The organism is Stieleria magnilauensis, assembly GCA_007753675.1.
Taxonomy (GTDB): Bacteria; Planctomycetota; Planctomycetia; order Pirellulales; family Pirellulaceae; genus Stieleria; species Stieleria magnilauensis.
This window is the reverse complement of record CP036432.1, coordinates 7,790,472-7,807,158: the sequence shown is the minus strand read 5'-3', so window position 1 is coordinate 7,807,158 and position 16,687 is coordinate 7,790,472. Positions and strand designations below refer to the sequence as shown.

Below are 16,687 nucleotides of genomic sequence, written 5' to 3'. Positions count from 1 at the left end.
TTGCAGACGTTGTCGACACGTCGATGGTACAATGACGTTCCCTCCCACTCCCCACCTCGCAACGATCGCCCATGAATCAAAGATTCGCCACCTTGCTGGCCTGGATGTGCTGCTGCGGCCTGTCCGTTGCTCAAGAAAACGCGACCGATAGTCGTGACATCGACTTCGCCAGCCAGGTCCGTCCGATCTTGTCCGATGCCTGTTTCGCCTGCCACGGGCCGGATGAAGAATCGCGTGAAGCAGACTTGCGTTTGGACGATCCTGATTCCGCGGTCGCGGTGATCCAGCCGGGCGACGCCTCGGCCAGCGAGCTGTATGCCAGATTGGTCGAAACCGACCCCGAGTTGAAAATGCCTCCGCCGGATTCGGGCAAGACACTCGACGCGTCGCAGATCGACGTCTTGAAACGCTGGATCGACCAGGGTGCTGCGTTCGAAACCCATTGGGCATTCGTGCCACCGGCTCGCCCGGAAATCCCCCCCGTCGAACGGGCGACCTGGATAAAGAATCCGATCGACGCGTTTGTCGCTCGTAAGCTCGAATCCGAAGGGTTGTCGCCTTCGCCGGCCGCCGACAACCGCACGCTCATCCGACGACTGTCGTTGGACTTGACCGGGCTGCCCCCGGAACCGGACTTTGTCGCGACATGGGACAAACGTCTTCAAGAGAACGGAGAGACGGCGTACCAGAATCTGGTCAGCCGGTTGCTTCAGTCGAATCACTATGGCGAACACTGGGGGCGTCTGTGGTTGGACGCGGCCCGCTATGCCGACTCCGACGGGTACGAAAAAGACAAACCCCGCGAAGCCTGGTTTTACCGTGACTGGGTCGTCGATTCGTTCAATGCCGATCGCCCCTACGACGATTTCATCATTCGCCAAATCGCCGGCGACCTGCTGCCCGATGCCACACAAGCCGATCACGTCGCCACCGGATTCCTCAGGAATTCGATGGTCAACGAGGAAGGCGGCGCCGATCCCGAGCAGTTCAGGATGGAAGCGATGTTTGACCGAATGGACGCGATCGGCAAATCCATCCTGGGGCTGACGATTCAATGCGCACAGTGCCACACGCACAAGTATGACCCGATCGAGCAGCACGAGTACTACGGAATGTTCGCGTTCCTCAACAACACGCATGACGCGATCGTGCCGGTTTACACCGACAGTGAACTCGAACGCCGCCAGCAAGTGCTGCGGCAGATCGAAGAACAGGAGCGTTTGATCAAGCAAGCGATGCCCGACTGGCGCGAGCAGATGCACCGCTGGGCGAAAGAAGTGGCGTCACGGGACGAACCGAACTGGACGGCGACTGAATTGTCGTTCTTGGACACGGCGCTGAGCGGATCGAAGTTCCAACCCCAAGGCGATGGGTCGTATTTGTGCCAAAGCTATGCGCCGACAAACTTCAAACCGCAAGGCACTGGCACCTTTCATGGCAAGCGGCTGACGGGACTGCAATTGGAATTGCTGACACACCCGAATCTTCCGCGTGTCGGACCGGGACGAAGTGTCGACGGGACGTGGGCGCTGAGCGAATTGACGGCCGACGTCGCATTGTCGGGCGCCCCCGAGCAATCGACGCGAATCAAATTCAGCCGCGCCGTCGCCGATCGCTCGCCGGCGGTCGCCGAGTTGAAACCGCGGTACGACAACAAGAAGGACCAGAAACGCATCACCGGAGGCATCGACTTTGCCATCGACGGCGACGAGACGACCGCCTGGACCAACGAAGTCGACACGCCGCTGAGCAACATCTCGCAAACCGCGTGGTTTGAATTCGACCAGCCGATCGAAATCCCCGACGGGCAACACGCCATCGTCACCGTCCATCTGGCCCAGCGACACGGTGGATGGAACAGTGACGACAACCAGACTTTCAACATCGGACGTTTTCGCGTCTCGCTGACCGCAGACGCGATCCCGGAATTTGATCCGCTGCCCCAGGCCGTCGCCACATTGATTCAACAGGCACCGGACCAATGGACGCCGGCGGAGGAAGCGGCCGTGTTTTCTCATTGGCGGACCACCGTGGCCGACGCACAACCGCACAACGACGCGATCGAGCAGGCTTGGAAATCGCATCCCCGTGGCACCACGCAATTGACCTTGGCCCGACGCGACCCGCCGCGGACGACCTCGTTGTTGGCGCGGGGTGATTTCCTGAGCCCCGTCGAAGTAGTCCAGCCGCACGTCCCGGCGTTTTTGCATCCGTTGAAAACGAACGCCGAACCGAGCATCACCGAGCCCAAGCGATTGCAGTTTGCGCGGTGGTTGGCCTCGGACGAATCCCCGACCACGGCCCGATCGATCGTCAATCGAATTTGGCAAGCGTATTTCGGAGTCGGCTTGGTGGAAACCAGTGACGATCTGGGGACACAAAGTGCGCCGCCGTCGCATCCGGAGCTGATGGATTTCTTGGCGGCCGAACTGATCGAGAACCACTGGAGTCTAAAACACTTGCACCGTTTGATCGTCAGTTCGGCAACCTATCGGCAATCCTCAAACTTGTCGCCTGAATTGGCCCGGCGCGATCCTTACAACCGACTGTTGGCGCGGGGAGCACGCTTTCGGGTGCCCGCCGAAACGGTGCGTGACATCACCTTGTCGGCCAGCGGATTGCTCAACCGCAGCGTGGGCGGACCGAGCGTTTACCCGCCGGCGCCGGAGTTCTTGTTCACCCCACCGGTCAGCTACGGCCCCAAGGTCTGGGATGTCGCTCAAGACCACCAGCGTTACCGACGGGCGTTGTACACGTTTCGATTTCGCAGCGTGCCCTATCCGATGCTGGAAAACTTTGACGCCCTCCCCGGCAACCTGTCCTGTGTCCGTCGCAGCACGTCCAATACGCCGATGCAAGCGCTCACGTCACTGAACGAACCGATGTTTCTGGAGTGCTCGATCGCGCTGGCAGCCAAGACGATGCGTGAATGTGATGTTACGGAAGATAGTGCTGATGAAAACGAATCGGTCGACGACGGCCGACGCATCCGGTTCGCTTTCCAGCGGTGTGTCGGACGTGCACCGAGCGGCGCAGAACAACGCGTGTTGTCTGATTACCTGGCACGTCAACGCGAACGGATTGATTCGAAGGAACTCTCCGCGGAATCCATCCTGTCTTCCGCTCCGCTGCTGGCCCTGGACGATTTGGATGCGACGGAATTGGCGGCTTGGTCGCTGGTTTGTCGCGTGATGCTGAACTTGGATGAAACGATCACACGAGAATAGATATAGATGATGAATAACCTGAATCGATCGCGGCGCTGGTTCTTGAAAGATTGTGGCGTCGGGTTGGGTGCGATTGCGGCCGCACAGCTGATGGCTGAAGAATCCGGTGCCGCGTCGACGGCCGATCCGCTTGCCGTGCGCCAGCCTCACTTTCCCGGCAAAGTCAAGAACGTGATTTTTCTGTTCATGGCCGGGGCGCCCAGCCATCTGGAATTGTTCGACTACAAGCCACAGCTTGCCAAGTTCGACGGCACGTTGCCGCCGGCGGAACTACTGAAAGGTTATCGGGCGGCATTCATCGACCCGAATTCAAAACTGCTGGGACCGAAATTCAAATTCGCCCGCCACGGAGAGTGTGGTGCGGAGATCAGCGAGATCTTGCCGCACACGGCGAAGGTCGCCGATGAATTGACGATCGTGAAATCGATGACGACCGACGCATTTAACCACGCGCCCGCGCAGATCATGATGAACACCGGGTCGCAATTGTTTGGCAAGCCCAGCCTGGGTGCCTGGACGCTCTACGGGTTGGGCAGTGAGTCCAAGGACCTGCCGGGATTCGTCGTGTTCAGCAGCGGCAGCAAGGGGCCCAGCGGTGGCAACAGCAACTGGGGCAGCGGTTTTTTGCCGACCATGTATTCCGGCGTGCAGCTCCGCAGTGTCGGTGATCCGGTGCTGTATTTGTCCAATCCGCCGGGGGTCGACGCACGCGCGCAGCGAGACGCGTTGGACGCGATCACGGCACTCAATCATCAGCGTCTGGCATTGACCGGTGATCCCGAGATCGCGACGCGCATCAATTCCTTCGAGATGGCGTACCGCATGCAATCGTCCGCGCCGGAATTGATGGACATCCAATCGGAATCGCAGCAGACGCTGGACCTGTACGGTGCCGATCCCGATCAACCGTCCTTTGCCAAAAACTGTTTATTGGCGCGGCGACTGGTCGAGCGTGGCGTTCGATTTGTTCAGCTGTTTCATGAAGCATGGGATCAGCACGGCAATCTGGTCGGCGGATTGAAAACCAATTGCAAGAACACCGACCAGGCCTGTGCGGCGTTGATTCAAGATTTGAAGCGACGCGGGATGTTGGAGGAGACGTTGGTGATTTGGGGCGGCGAATTTGGACGCACGCCGATGGTTCAGGGCGGTGGCAACGACGGTCGCGACCACCACCCCAACGCGTTCACGATGTGGATGGCCGGCGGCGGGATGAAGGCGGGCACGACGCTGGGCGAGAGCGATGAATTCGGCTTCAACGTGACGCGTGATCGCGTGCATGTCCGCGACTTGCATGCCACGATTCTGAATCAACTGGGGTTCGATCACACTCGATTGAGCGTGAAATTCCAGGGGCTCGATCAGCGACTGACCGGCGTCGAACCCGCCCGAGTCGTCCGAGAACTCCTCGCCTAACCCACCCCGTGGCGTAAGCTTCCAGCTTGCGAACGTGGCGTACGCTTCCAGCTAGCGATCAGTCTGTGTTTCCAGCGGCCAAAGCTTCCAGCTTGCGGTCGCCTGGTTTTCCGCCGTAATGGCAAGCAAGATGCTTACCCCACGCTCTAGCTCTGAACTATTCTTTCGGAAGACATTTTCATCCTCGAATTCGCTGCGTATTGATGCCCACCCCAATCACCGGAATCTTGACCCCCAACATCACGCCTGTCGATCGTGACGGTCGTGTCGACGAAGACACGTTGCGTCGATACGTGGACTGGTTGATCGAAAAAGGCGTCGATGGGCTGTACCCCAACGGCAGCACGGGCGAATTCATTCGGTTCACCGCCGAAGAGCGGCGGCGGATCGTCGAGGTGGTGGTGGACCAGACCGCCGGCCGCGTGCCGGTCTTGGCCGGTGCCGCCGAGGCGAATGCCAAGGAGACGATTGCGGCGTGTGAAGCCTATGGTGCGATGGGCGTGCGAGCGGTCGCGATCGTCGCCCCGTTTTACTACCGGCTTTCCGATCAAGGCGTTTACGCGTATTTCCGCGAGATCGCCGATGCCGTCTCGGTGGACGTGACGCTGTACAACATTCCCCTGTTTGCGTCGCCGATTTCCGTCGACACCGTGGTGCGTTTGGCATCGGAATGCCCTCGCGTGGTCGGCATCAAAGACAGCTCGGGTGACTTGCCGAACATGATGCGGATGATCTCGCAGATCCGTCCGATCCGCGAAGACTTTTGTTTCCTGACGGGCTGGGATGCGGCCTTGGTGCCGATGCTGGTGGTGGGCGCCAATGGCGGGACCAACGCGACCAGTGGTGTCGTCCCCGAACTGACTCGTGCGATTCACCGCAGCGTGGTTGCCGGCGACATCGACCAGGCGATGAAGTTGCAATACCAGTTGCTGCCGCTGTTCGACGCCATGATCTCGATCAGCGAGTTCCCCGAAGGGTTCCGCGCCGGCGCCCGGTCTCGCGGTTGGGATCTCGGTCCGGGACGCGTCCCGATTTCTGAGCGGCAAAAGGAAGCCATTGCCGAAGCCCAGCGGCAGATCGATGATTTGTTGAAAGAATTTGTCGACGCGCCGACGCCACGGGTTTCCAATCAAGTGATCGAGAAAATCGTGCAACAGGTGATGTCGCAGCTCAAGTCACAGTAAATTAATGGCTTCCGGAAATGAATGGCATCCGGTGAGGCAATCGCCTCGTGTCGGATCGGAGACGGAAACAACCACAAGCTGATCCATGCAACGTCGCACGACGCTACGTCGATTTTCCACCGCATGTTCCTTCGCGTTCCTGGTAGTCTGGCTACCGGGGTTTGTTTGTTTGACGCCGGCGAACATCCACGCCTGGGAACCGAAGAACGAAGCCGTTGTGGCGGGGCACGCGTTTCTGGAACTCGACGCCCCGTTACTGACCGAGAGCAGCGGCCTGGCGTTTTCCCACGTCGCTCCACAATGCGTTTGGTCGCACAACGATTCCGGCGACAAAGCGAGGCTGTACGCGTTCACCACCAGCGGCAAGTATTGTGGACGGCTGGTGCTGCGTGGGGTTGCGGCGCATGACTGGGAAGACATGGCTTCGTTCGACGACGGCGGGGCTCGGTTACTCGTTGCCGACGTGGGCGACAACGATGCCCAGCGCAAATCGGTTTCGCTGTACTTGTTCGACGAGCCGGATCCTCGCAAAAGGACATTCGTCAATTCGTTCCAGCACCTGGTGATTCGCTACCCGGGCGGACCACGGAACTGTGAATCCGTCGCGGTCGATGTCCGCCGGCGACGGATTTTGATGCTGGGCAAGTCGCCGTTGCTCGCGACGATGTACGAGATTCCGTTGCCCGAGCGTCCGCAAGGCGATCGGACGGCAGTGGGCCCCTCGGTGATCGAACTGGAAGCCAAGCCGATCCAGACACTCGCGATCCCGCTTGCGACCGGCATGGATTTTTGTCCGCTGACGGGAGACCTCTGGATCTCAAATTACCTTCAAGCCTATCGCTTCCCCGCTTCCAAACGCATTCCGCTGGAAACTCGTCTGCGGCAGATCCCCGACATTTTCGAATTACCAAAGCTGAAGCAAGTCGAAGCGATCGCGGGCGACGGCAAGGGGCGGGTGTGGGTGACCAGCGAAGGCATTCCGGCGAAGATGCAGCGGCTTGTGTTCACGCCGTAGCCGATGGACACGAAAGCGGAAAAGGGGTCAGGTACCAAAAACCAAATGGCCCAACGGGTGCTTCGCATTTTTGGTACCTGACCCCTTTTCCGCGGCAACCGCAATCCAATCGTTGACGAAGCACTCGTCGTATGACACGAAGCCACCCTCTGATCCAGCCGATCCCGATCGATTCGGCCGACGATCCCCGCCTGTCGGACTTTCGCGACTTGAAGCGTCGGCCGACCGGGCGCGTGTTGAACGCGACACACTTCGTCGTCGAGGGGCAACTGATCACGGGCCGATTGATCGCCAGCGATTTTGGCGTGCGATCGGTGGTGGTCGAACAGGGCCGCGATTTGGGCGCGTTGGGTGAGGTGGCTGTTGGAACACCGGTCTATGCCGTTTCCCGCGACCAGATGCGTCAGCTGGCCGGGTTCGATTTCCACCGCGGCTTCCTGGCCAGTGCGTCGCGAAAACCGCTCGGCGGGATCGATGATTTCCGCCCCGATCCGGTCTCCCTGGCGCTCGTCCACACGACCGACATGGAGAATCTGGGCAGCATGGTGCGTTCGGCGGCGGCATTGGGGATCCGACAGATCTTGATCGATCACCGCTCGGTCGACCCGTTTTCTCGGCGGGCGATGCGGGTCAGCATGGGAGCGGTGCTGGGCATGCGTTGGCTGGTGATGAGCGATCCGGCCCGCGATTTACGGTCTCTGGCCGACCAAGGGGTGGTCAGCCTGGCGTCGACGTTGGCGGCCGATTCGATTGCGATCGGCGAGGTTTCCATCGACGCACAGCCGACGGTCCTGGTGATGGGCAATGAAGCCCAGGGGTTGCCGGAGGAAGTGCAGCGTGCGGCGAGCGAACGGGTGACGATTCCCATGCCCACCGCCCCGGGGTGCGGACCGCTGGTCGACAGTTTAAACGTCTCGGTGGCCGCCGCGATCCTGCTGTACGAGCTGACGCGGGCGGAGAGGAAACGGGGGCAGAGATAGCAACGCGGGCGTCGCTTGCACTACAATTGACGCCGACGCCAGCTTTTTTCGCTCTCCCGAACCGCCAGCACAGTCGATCATGCAACTGCATTGCCTCGGAACTGCCGGGTATCACCCCAACGAGGATCGGCACACGAGCTGCTACTTTTTGCCCGAGAGCGGAATTGTCTTGGATGCCGGCACGGGGCTGTTTCGGTTGGCCGAATTGATTGAGACGCCGACGCTGGACATCCTGCTCAGCCACGCCCACCTAGATCATGTCGCCGGGCTGACGTTTTTGCTGGACGTGTTGTATCAACGGCCCGTCGATCGGCTGCGAATCTGGGGCGAGAAAGAAAAGCTGGCGGCAATCGAGCAGCACCTGTTTTCAGATCTGTTGTTTCCGGTACCGATTCAGGCGGAATATCGGGAAATCGACGCGTTGCCCGAATTCACGATCGGCGACTGCACGATCCGCTGGCGACCTCAACAGCACCCGGGCATGTCCGTCGGGTATCGACTGGATTGGCTCGATGGGACGCGGCTGTTGTATTTGACCGACACGACCGGGGACGACAGCGGGGAGGCGATCAAGTGGAACGCCGGGGCGGATCTGCTGATGCACGAGTGCTATTTTTCCGACGCCAGCTCGGAGTGGGCCAACAAGACCGGGCACACCTGGAGCAGCCGGCTGGCCAAAATCGCCCAGGCGTCGGCGCCCAAGCATCTGATGCTGACGCACGTCAATCCGATCGACGCCGAGCCGGAATTGATGCTTCGCGAGGTCACCGAGGCGCTGCGGGGGCGTCAAACCTGCGTCAGTTTGGCCGCCGATCGCGAGGTCGTTGAATTCGGCCGCTGAAACCGCCGAATTGCCTCATGATCGGCGATCAGATGGCCGAAAGAGTGCTTCACGCAGCGAACCGAAGTTTTCAGCGGACTGTCCAGATGTCAGCGAGACCGGATCCAGAGGAACCTGTCGCGGTCCGGCGAATCAGGTCGATCTGGGTGTTTGAGCACCGGAGAGGTCAAATCCGGCTTGCCCCAGAACGATCGATTGCTAAACTCTGCCGTCTCCCAGCGATGGATGCTTGGCATCGGCGCGGGGAAAAAGGCAGTGCTAGGAAGAACAACCTGGCGGCAGGGCGGTCGAATCGCCAGCGTAGCTCAGTTGGCAGAGCAGCTGATTTGTAATCAGCCGGTCGTGGGTTCGAATCCCTCCGCTGGCTCTGGCACGGGATTCCCGGCCTGGGCATCGACCACCGACCACCAGACAACCCGGAAGTTCCCAACCGAAGCCCTGGCCACCTTGCCACTGACGGCTTGAAACGACAAACTTCGCGACGAACACTCCAGACACGTTTTTACAGGAACCGGACGAGCAACAAGAGCAAGACAACACGATAAACGTTGAGGGGGTTTGCCCGAGTGGTTAAAGGGGGCGGACTGTAAATCCGCTGGCTACGCCTACATTGGTTCGAATCCAATAGCCCCCACTGAATGATGAGAGATGACGCGATCTCCGAATCTGAGAACCGTGTTGAGGGGGTGAACGATCCCCGAGCACGACAAGCGGGTGTAGCACAATGGTAGTGCAGCAGCCTTCCAAGCTGAATACGAGGGTTCGATTCCCTTCACCCGCTCTGAGCGTCGCTGCTGTAGCTCAGTGGTAGAGCACTTCCTTGGTAAGGAAGAGGTCATGGGTTCAAGTCCCATCAGCAGCTTGAGCGTCTGGAACTGAGAATCTGGAAAGTTGGTGCGGATCTTGCTGATTTTTTGCAATCAGCAATTGCAAGCGACGCGACTTTTCGCAACAACTACGCACCCTCGCCAGCGGCACTGATGATTGCCTTCTCTGGCGGGAGTACTGAAGCAACAACCGGGACGTCCTTGGTGGGCGTTCTTGGATACGATTTTCTGTCTGTTTAGAAGAACAAAGTCGGATCGTCGCGACCGCTGGGTCGGTGAACCACCGTGGGTGTGAACACGGTCACCACTCGAGAGGGCTCGTCAGGGGCGTATCCCCCGACAAGTAGCAAGAACGATCTGACGCAGGTGAGTTAGAAATGGCCAAGGCAACATTTGAACGGACCAAGCCCCACGTGAACGTCGGCACGATTGGGCACATTGACCACGGTAAAACAACGACGACGGGTGCAATCCTGGCAGTCCAAGCCGCCAAAGGCTTGGCACAAGCCAAGGGATATTCGGATATCGCCAAGGGCGGTACCGTGCGTGACGCAACCAAGACGGTGACCATCGCGGTCGCCCACGTCGAGTACGAATCGGACAATCGTCACTACGCCCACATCGACTGCCCGGGCCACGCTGACTTTGTCAAGAACATGATCACCGGTGCCGCCCAGATGGACGGTGCGATCCTGGTGGTGTCGGCCGCCGACGGCCCGATGCCGCAAACCAAGGAACACGTGCTCCTGGCCCGCCAGGTCGGCGTTCCTTACATCGTCATCTTCCTCAACAAGTGCGACTTGGTCGACGACGAAGAGTTGTTGGAATTGGTCGAATTGGAAGCCCGTGAACTGCTCAGCAAGTACGACTTCCCGGGCGACGACGTCCCCGTGATCCGCGGATCGTCACTGCCGGCCTACAACAACCCCAGCGATCCGGAAGCCAGCAAGTGCATCACCGAGCTGATGGAAGCGCTGGATGAATACATCCCCGAGCCCGTCCGCGAAGACGACAAGCCGTTCCTGATGGCCATCGAAGACGTGTTCTCGATCGAAGGTCGTGGAACGGTCGCGACCGGTCGGATCGAGCGTGGCGTGATCAAGGTCGGCGAAGAAGTCGAAATCGTCGGCCTCGGCCCGAACTCGGCCAAAACGACCTGCACCGGCGTCGAAATGTTCCGCAAGGAAATGACCGAAGGACGTGCCGGAGACAACGTCGGCTGCCTGCTCCGCGGTATCAAGCGTGAAGAAATCCAGCGTGGCCAAGTTTTGGCCAAGCCGGGCTCGATCACCCCGCACACCAAGTTCGAAGCCGAAGTCTACTGCTTGAGCAAAGACGAAGGCGGACGCCACACGCCGTTCTTCAGCGGTTACCGTCCCCAGTTCTACTTCCGAACCACCGACGTGACCGGCACCGCCAACCTGGAAGGTGCGGAAATGTGCATGCCCGGCGACAACGTCAAAGTCACCGTCGAACTGCACAAGCCGATCGCCATGGACGATGGCGTCCGCTTCGCGATCCGCGAAGGTGGCCGAACGGTCGGTTCGGGCGTTGTGACCAAAATCGTCGAGTAGTCCCCGAATCGGGACCGTTTGGCACCTGTTTGGGACGCCAAACTCGATGAAAAATAACGCGAGAACCAACGAACCGCCTGTCGGGTCGTTGGTTCTCTGCTTTAAACTACGCGAAGCCGAATTTCGGTTCGGCCGCAGCGAAGGAGTGTAGCTCAATTGGCAGAGCACTGGTTTCCAAAACCAGCGGTTGCGGGTTCAAGTCCCTCCACTCCTGCTTTGATTTTCGGCTTTTCACGCTGCTCTGGTGCCAAGACCGGGAGCGGATGTACGATGAGCCTTTCCGCGGAGGCAACGGGTCCTCCGTCCACACTGGCTGACAAAAGCCGGCCCGAATGAGCCGGCCGATCCGAACGTAAGGACAATCGAGTGTCTCGAGACATCGCCGGGAGCAAAGCGAGTACCGCCCCGAGTGGAAGTTCGCTATCAAGCGAACTGTTCCACGCTTCCGTATACAAACCGAACCAAGGCCGCATCGTCCGCCAGTTGACCGTCCTGGCAATCTGGCTGATCGTTGCACTCGGCGCATGGCGTCTGTACGCCACCCTGGACGGATCCACGTCCAACAAGGCGATCGCGGTGGGCATCCCCGCGGGCATCTTGCTGGCCGGGCTGTGGATCGGTTTTCGGCTGATCAACTGGCCACGCTTTGCCGATTTTCTGATCGCCGTCGAAGCGGAAATGAAAAAGGTGACGTGGCCCAGCCGCGACGAGGTCAAACGGGCTTCGGTCGTCGTGATCGTGACGATCGCGATCCTGGCGATTTCCCTGTTCCTGTTCGACGTCTTCTGGCAAGCTTTCTTCGATGCCCTGTGGGCGACCGCATAGCCGATTGCTCTGAGGCGATTTGCTGGTAGATTTGCAATCTGGTCGGTCGCCGCACCTCTCGCCCGCCGCTTTTCACGTTTTACGCTCCCAGCCGTTTCCAGTGTTCCAATGACCGACGAATCCAAATCTCCCAACACCGATGACTCTGAAGTGATTGACGAGTCCAGTGAAGTGCTTGAGGAAAACGATTCCGCGGACGCTGGCGCCGAGGAAAACGAGGCTCAGGAAGCCGAAACCGCCGAAGCGGCCAGTGAATCAACCAGTGAATCGACCGGCGAAGTCTTCCTGGACAGCGACGACGATGATGACGACGCCCCCAGCGGCGACATCGAAATGGATTGGTACATCCTGAAGGTCGCGTTCAACCGCGAAGATTCCATCGCCGACGCGCTGCGAAAGAAAATCGCGATGGAAGGGATGGAAGAATACTTCGGTGACGTGGTCGTCCCCAGCGAAGACATTGCCACGTTCACCCGAGACGGGAAAAAGCGGATCACCAAACGAAAGCTTTTGCCCGGTTACATCATGGCCCGCATGGCCATCAACGACGACACCTGGTTCCTGGTCCGCGAAACCGGCGGGATCAGCGACTTTACCGGTTCGGCGGGCAAGCCGATGCCGATGGACCCGGCGGATGTGGATCGGTTCATCAACCGGCCGATCGCCGAGGACGAAGAAGAAGCCCCGATCAAAACCGCGATCCCGTTCAAAGTCGGCGATCGTGTGCGGGTCAAGGAAGGGAATTTTGAAAACCAAGAAGGTGATGTCGACGCCGTCGATGAAGCCAACGGCCGCATCACTGTGATCATCAATATTTTCGGCCGCAGCGTTCCTATGGAATTGGATCACTGGCAAGTCGAACCGGTGTAGTTAACCTAACGCCGAACCACTCAGTCAACTCAAAATCATACCAATCATCCGATCATGGCAAAGCAAGTTACAGGACAGGCAAAGTTTCAAGTTCCCGGCGGTCAAGCCACTCCGGCTCCTCCCGTCGGTACGTCCTTGGGTAAGTTCGGCGTGAACCTGGGACAGTTCGTCCAAGCGTTCAACGATCGCACCAAAGAATACAACGGAACCCCGATCCCGGTCATCGTCACGGTCTACAACGACCGCAGCTTTGACTTCATCACCAAAAGCCCGCCGGCAGCCTCGCTGCTGAAGCAGGCCGCCGGAATCGCCAAGGGAAGCGGAGTGCCGAACGTCAACAAAGTCGCCAAGGTCACCCGTGCCCAGTGCGAAGACATCGCCACCAAGAAGATGGCCGACCTGAACGCCCGCAGCATGGACCAAGCGGTCCGAATGATCGAAGGCACCGCCCGCAGCATGGGCATCGACGTCGAAGGCTGAACGCAGCTTTCCTGCGGTGGCGGTCACTCCGCGGCGCTCGTTCCGTGCCCCCAGGCTGTGGATGTGCATGCCCTTTGGGCAATCCCGTCGGGCGAAGCACTTGCATAGACGCTAGTTCGTCGGCCACAGGGGTCGACGCTGATTTTCCGGCAAGATCGCGCGGTTGACTCGCTCCGGGTCCTCTTGGCTCCACGTCTCGCGCATCGACTTGGCGCGCACCTGACGTGTGATCGACTTGTCTTGCCAGCGGACCAAGTAGGTCGATGACTGGTCGACTTGGCGCGGCAGTTGCGAGGGATGCTTGACCAACCGCCAGGCGCGGACTTCGAATTGGCGGTTCTTTCGGGACCAGTCAAAAAAGACGACTTGGCGAAACACTTCGCGGCCATGGTCGTCCAGAAAGTGGTTCAACTCGACCAGATCTACTTCCGCCACGGTCGTGTTGGAATCGCGGCCGCCCGGCAAAATCCCGCTCGCCGAGAACGTGGCCGCCGAGAGCGACACGGCGGACCATGTCGCGAGGTAGATCATCAAGTTCATCGGTCTGATTACCGGTAAAAGCTTCCGTCGGTCCCCGTACTCGGATAACCGCTGGTGGTCGGGTAAGAGCCCGATCCGGCAGTGCTGCCGGGGGCATATCCGCTGCCGGAATTCGATCGGAACGATCCATTGGCAGACGGCGCCAGCGACGCGCTGGCGGTGGAAAACGAGGGTGCCGACGCGCTGCGATTCGCTGTCGCAGAACCATTCGCTGGCGCCGACGGCGTGGCGTCACCAGGCAGACTAAACCCCGAGTTGGTTGTCGATCCGGCGATCGATTGCGTCGCCGTCCCGCTGGTTGTCGACGGCTTGGGCGTGAACGGCTGTGACTGGGTTGGCCCCGTCGCGGAAGCACCCGATGCGGCGGCCTTGACCGTGTTGATCATCGAATCGGGCAGCGCAAACCCACCGGGCGACGTTGCCGAGCTCGATGCACCGGCCGCAGGGAAACCGAAACCGCCCGCGCCGGAAGAGGGCGAGGAACTTGCTCCGGGACTGGAGTTGGCAGGCAGGGTGTAGCCGGATGCGGAGCCCGATCCGGACTCAGGGACACCGGGTGCCGGGTAGGACGACGGCATCGCATAACGGCTGCTGGCCGCAGCCTCGGGCCGCGCCGCCGACTTCGCATTGGTGCCGAATTGGTAGCCGGCGGGGATCGCCGGAACGGAAGAATGATTGCCCGGGGCAGCGGCATCGGGATTCGAATACCCGGGCAATTTGGCTGCAGACACTCCGCCGGCTGATGGGTTTGATGCGACGTTAAAGCCGTTCGCTTGGGCGGCGGCCCGGTTGGTCGACGATGCGGTGCGGTTGGCCGCGGCGACCGCGTCAAAGCCCGTCACGGGCGAACTGGGTGATTGGGCGGATGCCACGATCACGTTCTGTGTTGACGGTCCGCTGGTTCCGCCGGCGACCGATGCGATCGCTTCGGGCGTTGCGGATTCACCGGGAGGCGCGGGGTAGGTGACGGTTGGACCGGCACCGGCGAGCGCTTCGGCCGAGGGTGCACTGCGCCAACTGAACATGTTCCATTTGGGCATGGCGCTGCGGCAGCCGCTGGCCGTGACAATCATGCCGGCGCAACCGGCGATCAACAACTGTTGCTTGAGCTTCGTTCGTTTCTGCATCCTTGCAGCCTTTTCTCGGGCGAATTGGTTGGCGCATGCCGACATTCCTTCATCGGCTATCGGTTTACCCTCTGGCAATCATCACCCTAAAATGGGTGGAGAAATCAGGTCAAGAGCAGTTCAGCGCCCTTTGGCTCGATTCGATTCGGTAAAACACACTCCCTCCCGTCCCGATACCGATTCCCCCCTTCCGCCCGAGGTCACCATGAGCACCACACTCTCACCCGCACCGAAATCGGCCAATGAAGTCGACGTGAAACACACCGAGTGCTTTATTGATGGCAAATGGGTTCCCGCGGTCAGCGGAAAAACGTTCGCCACCTTGAACCCCGCAACGGAACAGGAGATCGCTCAAATTGCGGAAGGCGACGCGGCCGACGTGGACGCCGCCGCCAAGGCCGCCCGACGCGCGTTTGATTCCGGCGCTTGGCCCAAGATGGACGCTCGTGATCGCGGGCGTTTGCTGTACCAGTTGGCCGATCGGATGGAACAGGAAATCCATGCGTTGGCCGCGCTGGAAACACTCGACAACGGCAAGCCGCTCAACGACAGTCTGACCGCGGATTTGCCGCTGGCGATCGACGCGATCCGGTACTACGCCGGCTACGCAGATAAACTGCACGGCAGCACGATTCCGATTCGCGGAAATTATTTGTGTTACACGCGGCGCGAGCCGATCGGCGTGGCCGGACAAATCATTCCGTGGAATTTCCCACTGCTGATGCTGGCCTGGAAATGGGGACCCGCGCTGGCAGCCGGATGCACGGTGGTGATGAAGCCGGCCGAACAGACACCGCTGACATGTTTGCGGATGGCTCAGCTGGCCAAAGAAGTCGGATTCCCCGATGGCGTGATCAACATCGTGCCCGGTTTCGGACCGACCGCCGGTGCGGCCTGTGTCAAACATCCGTTGATCGACAAGATTGCGTTCACCGGCGAACATCGCACCGCGCAAATCATCACCCGCGATTCCGCCGAAACACTCAAACGACTGACGTTTGAACTCGGCGGCAAAAGCCCCAACGTCGTCTTCGCCGACGCCGACATGGACGCCGCCGTCGAAGGTGCCTACATCGGCTTGTTCCTCAATCAAGGCCAATGCTGCTGTGCCGGTAGCCGCGTGTTCGTGGAAAAGAGTTGCCACGATGAGTTCGTCGAAAAACTGACCGCGCTGACGATGAAACGAAAAGTCGGCGACCCGTTCGCCGAGGACACCCAACAGGGACCGCAAGTCGACAAGGCACAATTCGACAAGATCATGTCTTACATCGACAAAGGAAAGAACGAAGGCGCCGAGTGTGTCGCCGGAGGCGATCGTGTGGGCGACACCGGCTACTTCATCGCGCCGACGATCTTTGACAACGTGCAAGATGACATGTCGATCGCGACCGATGAAATCTTCGGACCGGTGATGAGCGTGCTGACGTTTGACGACAAAGACGACATGATCCGCCGAGCGAACAATACGTTCTACGGTTTGGCCGCTGCGGTCTGGACCCGTGACATCTCCAACGCCCACGACTTCGCCGCCCGCGTGCGAGCCGGCACGATCTGGGTCAACTGCTACGACGTGTTCGACGCCGCCGCCCCCTTCGGCGGGTTCAAGATGAGCGGGTACGGCCGCGAACTCGGCGAAGAAGGACTGAAGCCCTACACCGAAAGCAAAACCGTGACGGTGAAGCTGTAGGGGAGGGGTTTCGGGGGTTGAGCCCTGCAGGTGTTAGCGGAGAGCGTCAGCGATCCGAGTATCCCGAAGGGATTTCAGCGAGTAGCCGGAGGTC

General features: G+C 60.0%; 13 protein-coding genes and 5 tRNA genes. 16 read left to right on the top strand and 2 right to left on the bottom strand.

Features of this window, described 5'->3' with window-relative positions:
- The first annotated feature begins 71 nt into the window (after positions 1-71).
- From TBK1r_RS27760 to rplK, 15 genes are all read left to right on the top strand, one after another.
- Positions 72-3,227 (top strand): PSD1 and planctomycete cytochrome C domain-containing protein, encoded by a 3,156-nt coding sequence (locus TBK1r_RS27760; protein WP_419580467.1) that lies wholly within the window; start codon positions 72-74, stop codon positions 3,225-3,227.
- Between the two features lie 6 nt (positions 3,228-3,233).
- The gene (locus TBK1r_RS27755; protein WP_473772464.1) at positions 3,234-4,643 is read left to right on the top strand and encodes a DUF1501 domain-containing protein; all 1,410 of its coding nucleotides are present in this window, start codon (positions 3,234-3,236) and stop codon (positions 4,641-4,643) included.
- A gap of 203 nt (positions 4,644-4,846) precedes the next feature.
- Entirely contained in the window at positions 4,847-5,827 is a 981-nt protein-coding gene (locus TBK1r_RS27750; protein WP_145218185.1) for a dihydrodipicolinate synthase family protein, read from the top strand.
- Positions 5,828-5,912: 85 nt separating this feature from the next.
- On the top strand, positions 5,913-6,842 hold the full coding sequence (locus TBK1r_RS27745; RefSeq protein ID WP_145218183.1) for a hypothetical protein: 930 nt from the start codon (positions 5,913-5,915) through the stop codon (positions 6,840-6,842).
- 131 nt (positions 6,843-6,973) lie between these two features.
- Positions 6,974-7,822 (top strand): TrmH family RNA methyltransferase, encoded by an 849-nt coding sequence (locus TBK1r_RS27740; protein WP_145218181.1) that lies wholly within the window; start codon positions 6,974-6,976, stop codon positions 7,820-7,822.
- 79 nt (positions 7,823-7,901) lie between these two features.
- A complete protein-coding gene (locus TBK1r_RS27735) occupies positions 7,902-8,663 on the top strand; it encodes an MBL fold metallo-hydrolase (protein ID WP_145218179.1) in 762 nt (253 codons plus the stop codon).
- Between the two features lie 294 nt (positions 8,664-8,957).
- Positions 8,958-9,030: transfer RNA gene (locus TBK1r_RS27730), tRNA-Thr, on the top strand.
- A gap of 185 nt (positions 9,031-9,215) precedes the next feature.
- A tRNA-Tyr gene (locus tag TBK1r_RS27725) sits at positions 9,216-9,297 on the top strand.
- Between the two features lie 76 nt (positions 9,298-9,373).
- Positions 9,374-9,444: transfer RNA gene (locus TBK1r_RS27720), tRNA-Gly, on the top strand.
- Positions 9,445-9,453: 9 nt separating this feature from the next.
- A tRNA-Thr gene (locus tag TBK1r_RS27715) sits at positions 9,454-9,525 on the top strand.
- Between the two features lie 342 nt (positions 9,526-9,867).
- Complete coding sequence (gene tuf, locus TBK1r_RS27710; protein ID WP_145218177.1) at positions 9,868-11,064, top strand: elongation factor Tu; 1,197 nt, start codon at positions 9,868-9,870, stop codon at positions 11,062-11,064.
- Between the two features lie 141 nt (positions 11,065-11,205).
- A tRNA-Trp gene (locus tag TBK1r_RS27705) sits at positions 11,206-11,278 on the top strand.
- A 152-nt stretch (positions 11,279-11,430) separates the two neighbouring features.
- On the top strand, positions 11,431-11,889 hold the full coding sequence (gene secE, locus TBK1r_RS27700; protein ID WP_145218175.1) for a preprotein translocase subunit SecE: 459 nt from the start codon (positions 11,431-11,433) through the stop codon (positions 11,887-11,889).
- A 108-nt stretch (positions 11,890-11,997) separates the two neighbouring features.
- Complete coding sequence (nusG, locus tag TBK1r_RS27695) at positions 11,998-12,759, top strand: transcription termination/antitermination protein NusG (RefSeq protein ID WP_372894598.1); 762 nt, start codon at positions 11,998-12,000, stop codon at positions 12,757-12,759.
- A gap of 54 nt (positions 12,760-12,813) precedes the next feature.
- Entirely contained in the window at positions 12,814-13,239 is a 426-nt protein-coding gene (gene rplK / locus TBK1r_RS27690; protein WP_095740494.1) for a 50S ribosomal protein L11, read from the top strand.
- A 111-nt stretch (positions 13,240-13,350) separates the two neighbouring features.
- Here the strand turns inward: rplK and TBK1r_RS27685 are convergent, their stop codons facing one another.
- On the bottom strand, positions 13,351-13,779 hold the full coding sequence (locus tag TBK1r_RS27685; protein WP_145218173.1) for a hypothetical protein: 429 nt from the start codon (positions 13,777-13,779) through the stop codon (positions 13,351-13,353).
- 8 nt (positions 13,780-13,787) lie between these two features.
- Positions 13,788-14,906 carry a hypothetical protein gene (locus TBK1r_RS27680; RefSeq protein WP_145218171.1) on the bottom strand — a complete coding sequence of 373 codons (1,119 nt, stop codon included), beginning with the start codon at positions 14,904-14,906 and terminating at the stop codon, positions 13,788-13,790.
- Positions 14,907-15,111: 205 nt separating this feature from the next.
- On the opposite strand from TBK1r_RS27680, the gene TBK1r_RS27675 reads away from it, so the two are divergent.
- Positions 15,112-16,593: an aldehyde dehydrogenase family protein gene (locus TBK1r_RS27675; RefSeq protein ID WP_145218169.1), complete on the top strand. Its 1,482-nt coding sequence runs from the start codon at positions 15,112-15,114 to the stop codon at positions 16,591-16,593.
- Positions 16,594-16,687 lie beyond the last annotated feature (94 nt).

What these genes read in the sequence shown, in the direction of transcription:
- TBK1r_RS27735 (WP_145218179.1), top strand. Translation starts at nt 7,902, where the DNA reads ATGCAACTGCATTGCCTCGGAACTGCCGGGTATCACCCCAACGAGGAT.
- TBK1r_RS27740 (WP_145218181.1), top strand. Translation starts at nt 6,974, where the DNA reads ATGACACGAAGCCACCCTCTGATCCAGCCGATCCCGATCGATTCGGCC.
- TBK1r_RS27745 (WP_145218183.1), top strand. Translation starts at nt 5,913, where the DNA reads ATGCAACGTCGCACGACGCTACGTCGATTTTCCACCGCATGTTCCTTC.
- tuf (WP_145218177.1), top strand. Translation starts at nt 9,868, where the DNA reads ATGGCCAAGGCAACATTTGAACGGACCAAGCCCCACGTGAACGTCGGC.
- TBK1r_RS27675 (WP_145218169.1), top strand. Translation starts at nt 15,112, where the DNA reads ATGAGCACCACACTCTCACCCGCACCGAAATCGGCCAATGAAGTCGAC.
- TBK1r_RS27685 (WP_145218173.1), bottom strand. Translation starts at nt 13,779, where the DNA reads ATGAACTTGATGATCTACCTCGCGACATGGTCCGCCGTGTCGCTCTCG.
- TBK1r_RS27760 (WP_419580467.1), top strand. Translation starts at nt 72, where the DNA reads ATGAATCAAAGATTCGCCACCTTGCTGGCCTGGATGTGCTGCTGCGGC.
- nusG (WP_372894598.1), top strand. Translation starts at nt 11,998, where the DNA reads ATGACCGACGAATCCAAATCTCCCAACACCGATGACTCTGAAGTGATT.
- rplK (WP_095740494.1), top strand. Translation starts at nt 12,814, where the DNA reads ATGGCAAAGCAAGTTACAGGACAGGCAAAGTTTCAAGTTCCCGGCGGT.
- TBK1r_RS27755 (WP_473772464.1), top strand. Translation starts at nt 3,234, where the DNA reads ATGATGAATAACCTGAATCGATCGCGGCGCTGGTTCTTGAAAGATTGT.
- TBK1r_RS27750 (WP_145218185.1), top strand. Translation starts at nt 4,847, where the DNA reads ATGCCCACCCCAATCACCGGAATCTTGACCCCCAACATCACGCCTGTC.
- TBK1r_RS27680 (WP_145218171.1), bottom strand. Translation starts at nt 14,906, where the DNA reads ATGCAGAAACGAACGAAGCTCAAGCAACAGTTGTTGATCGCCGGTTGC.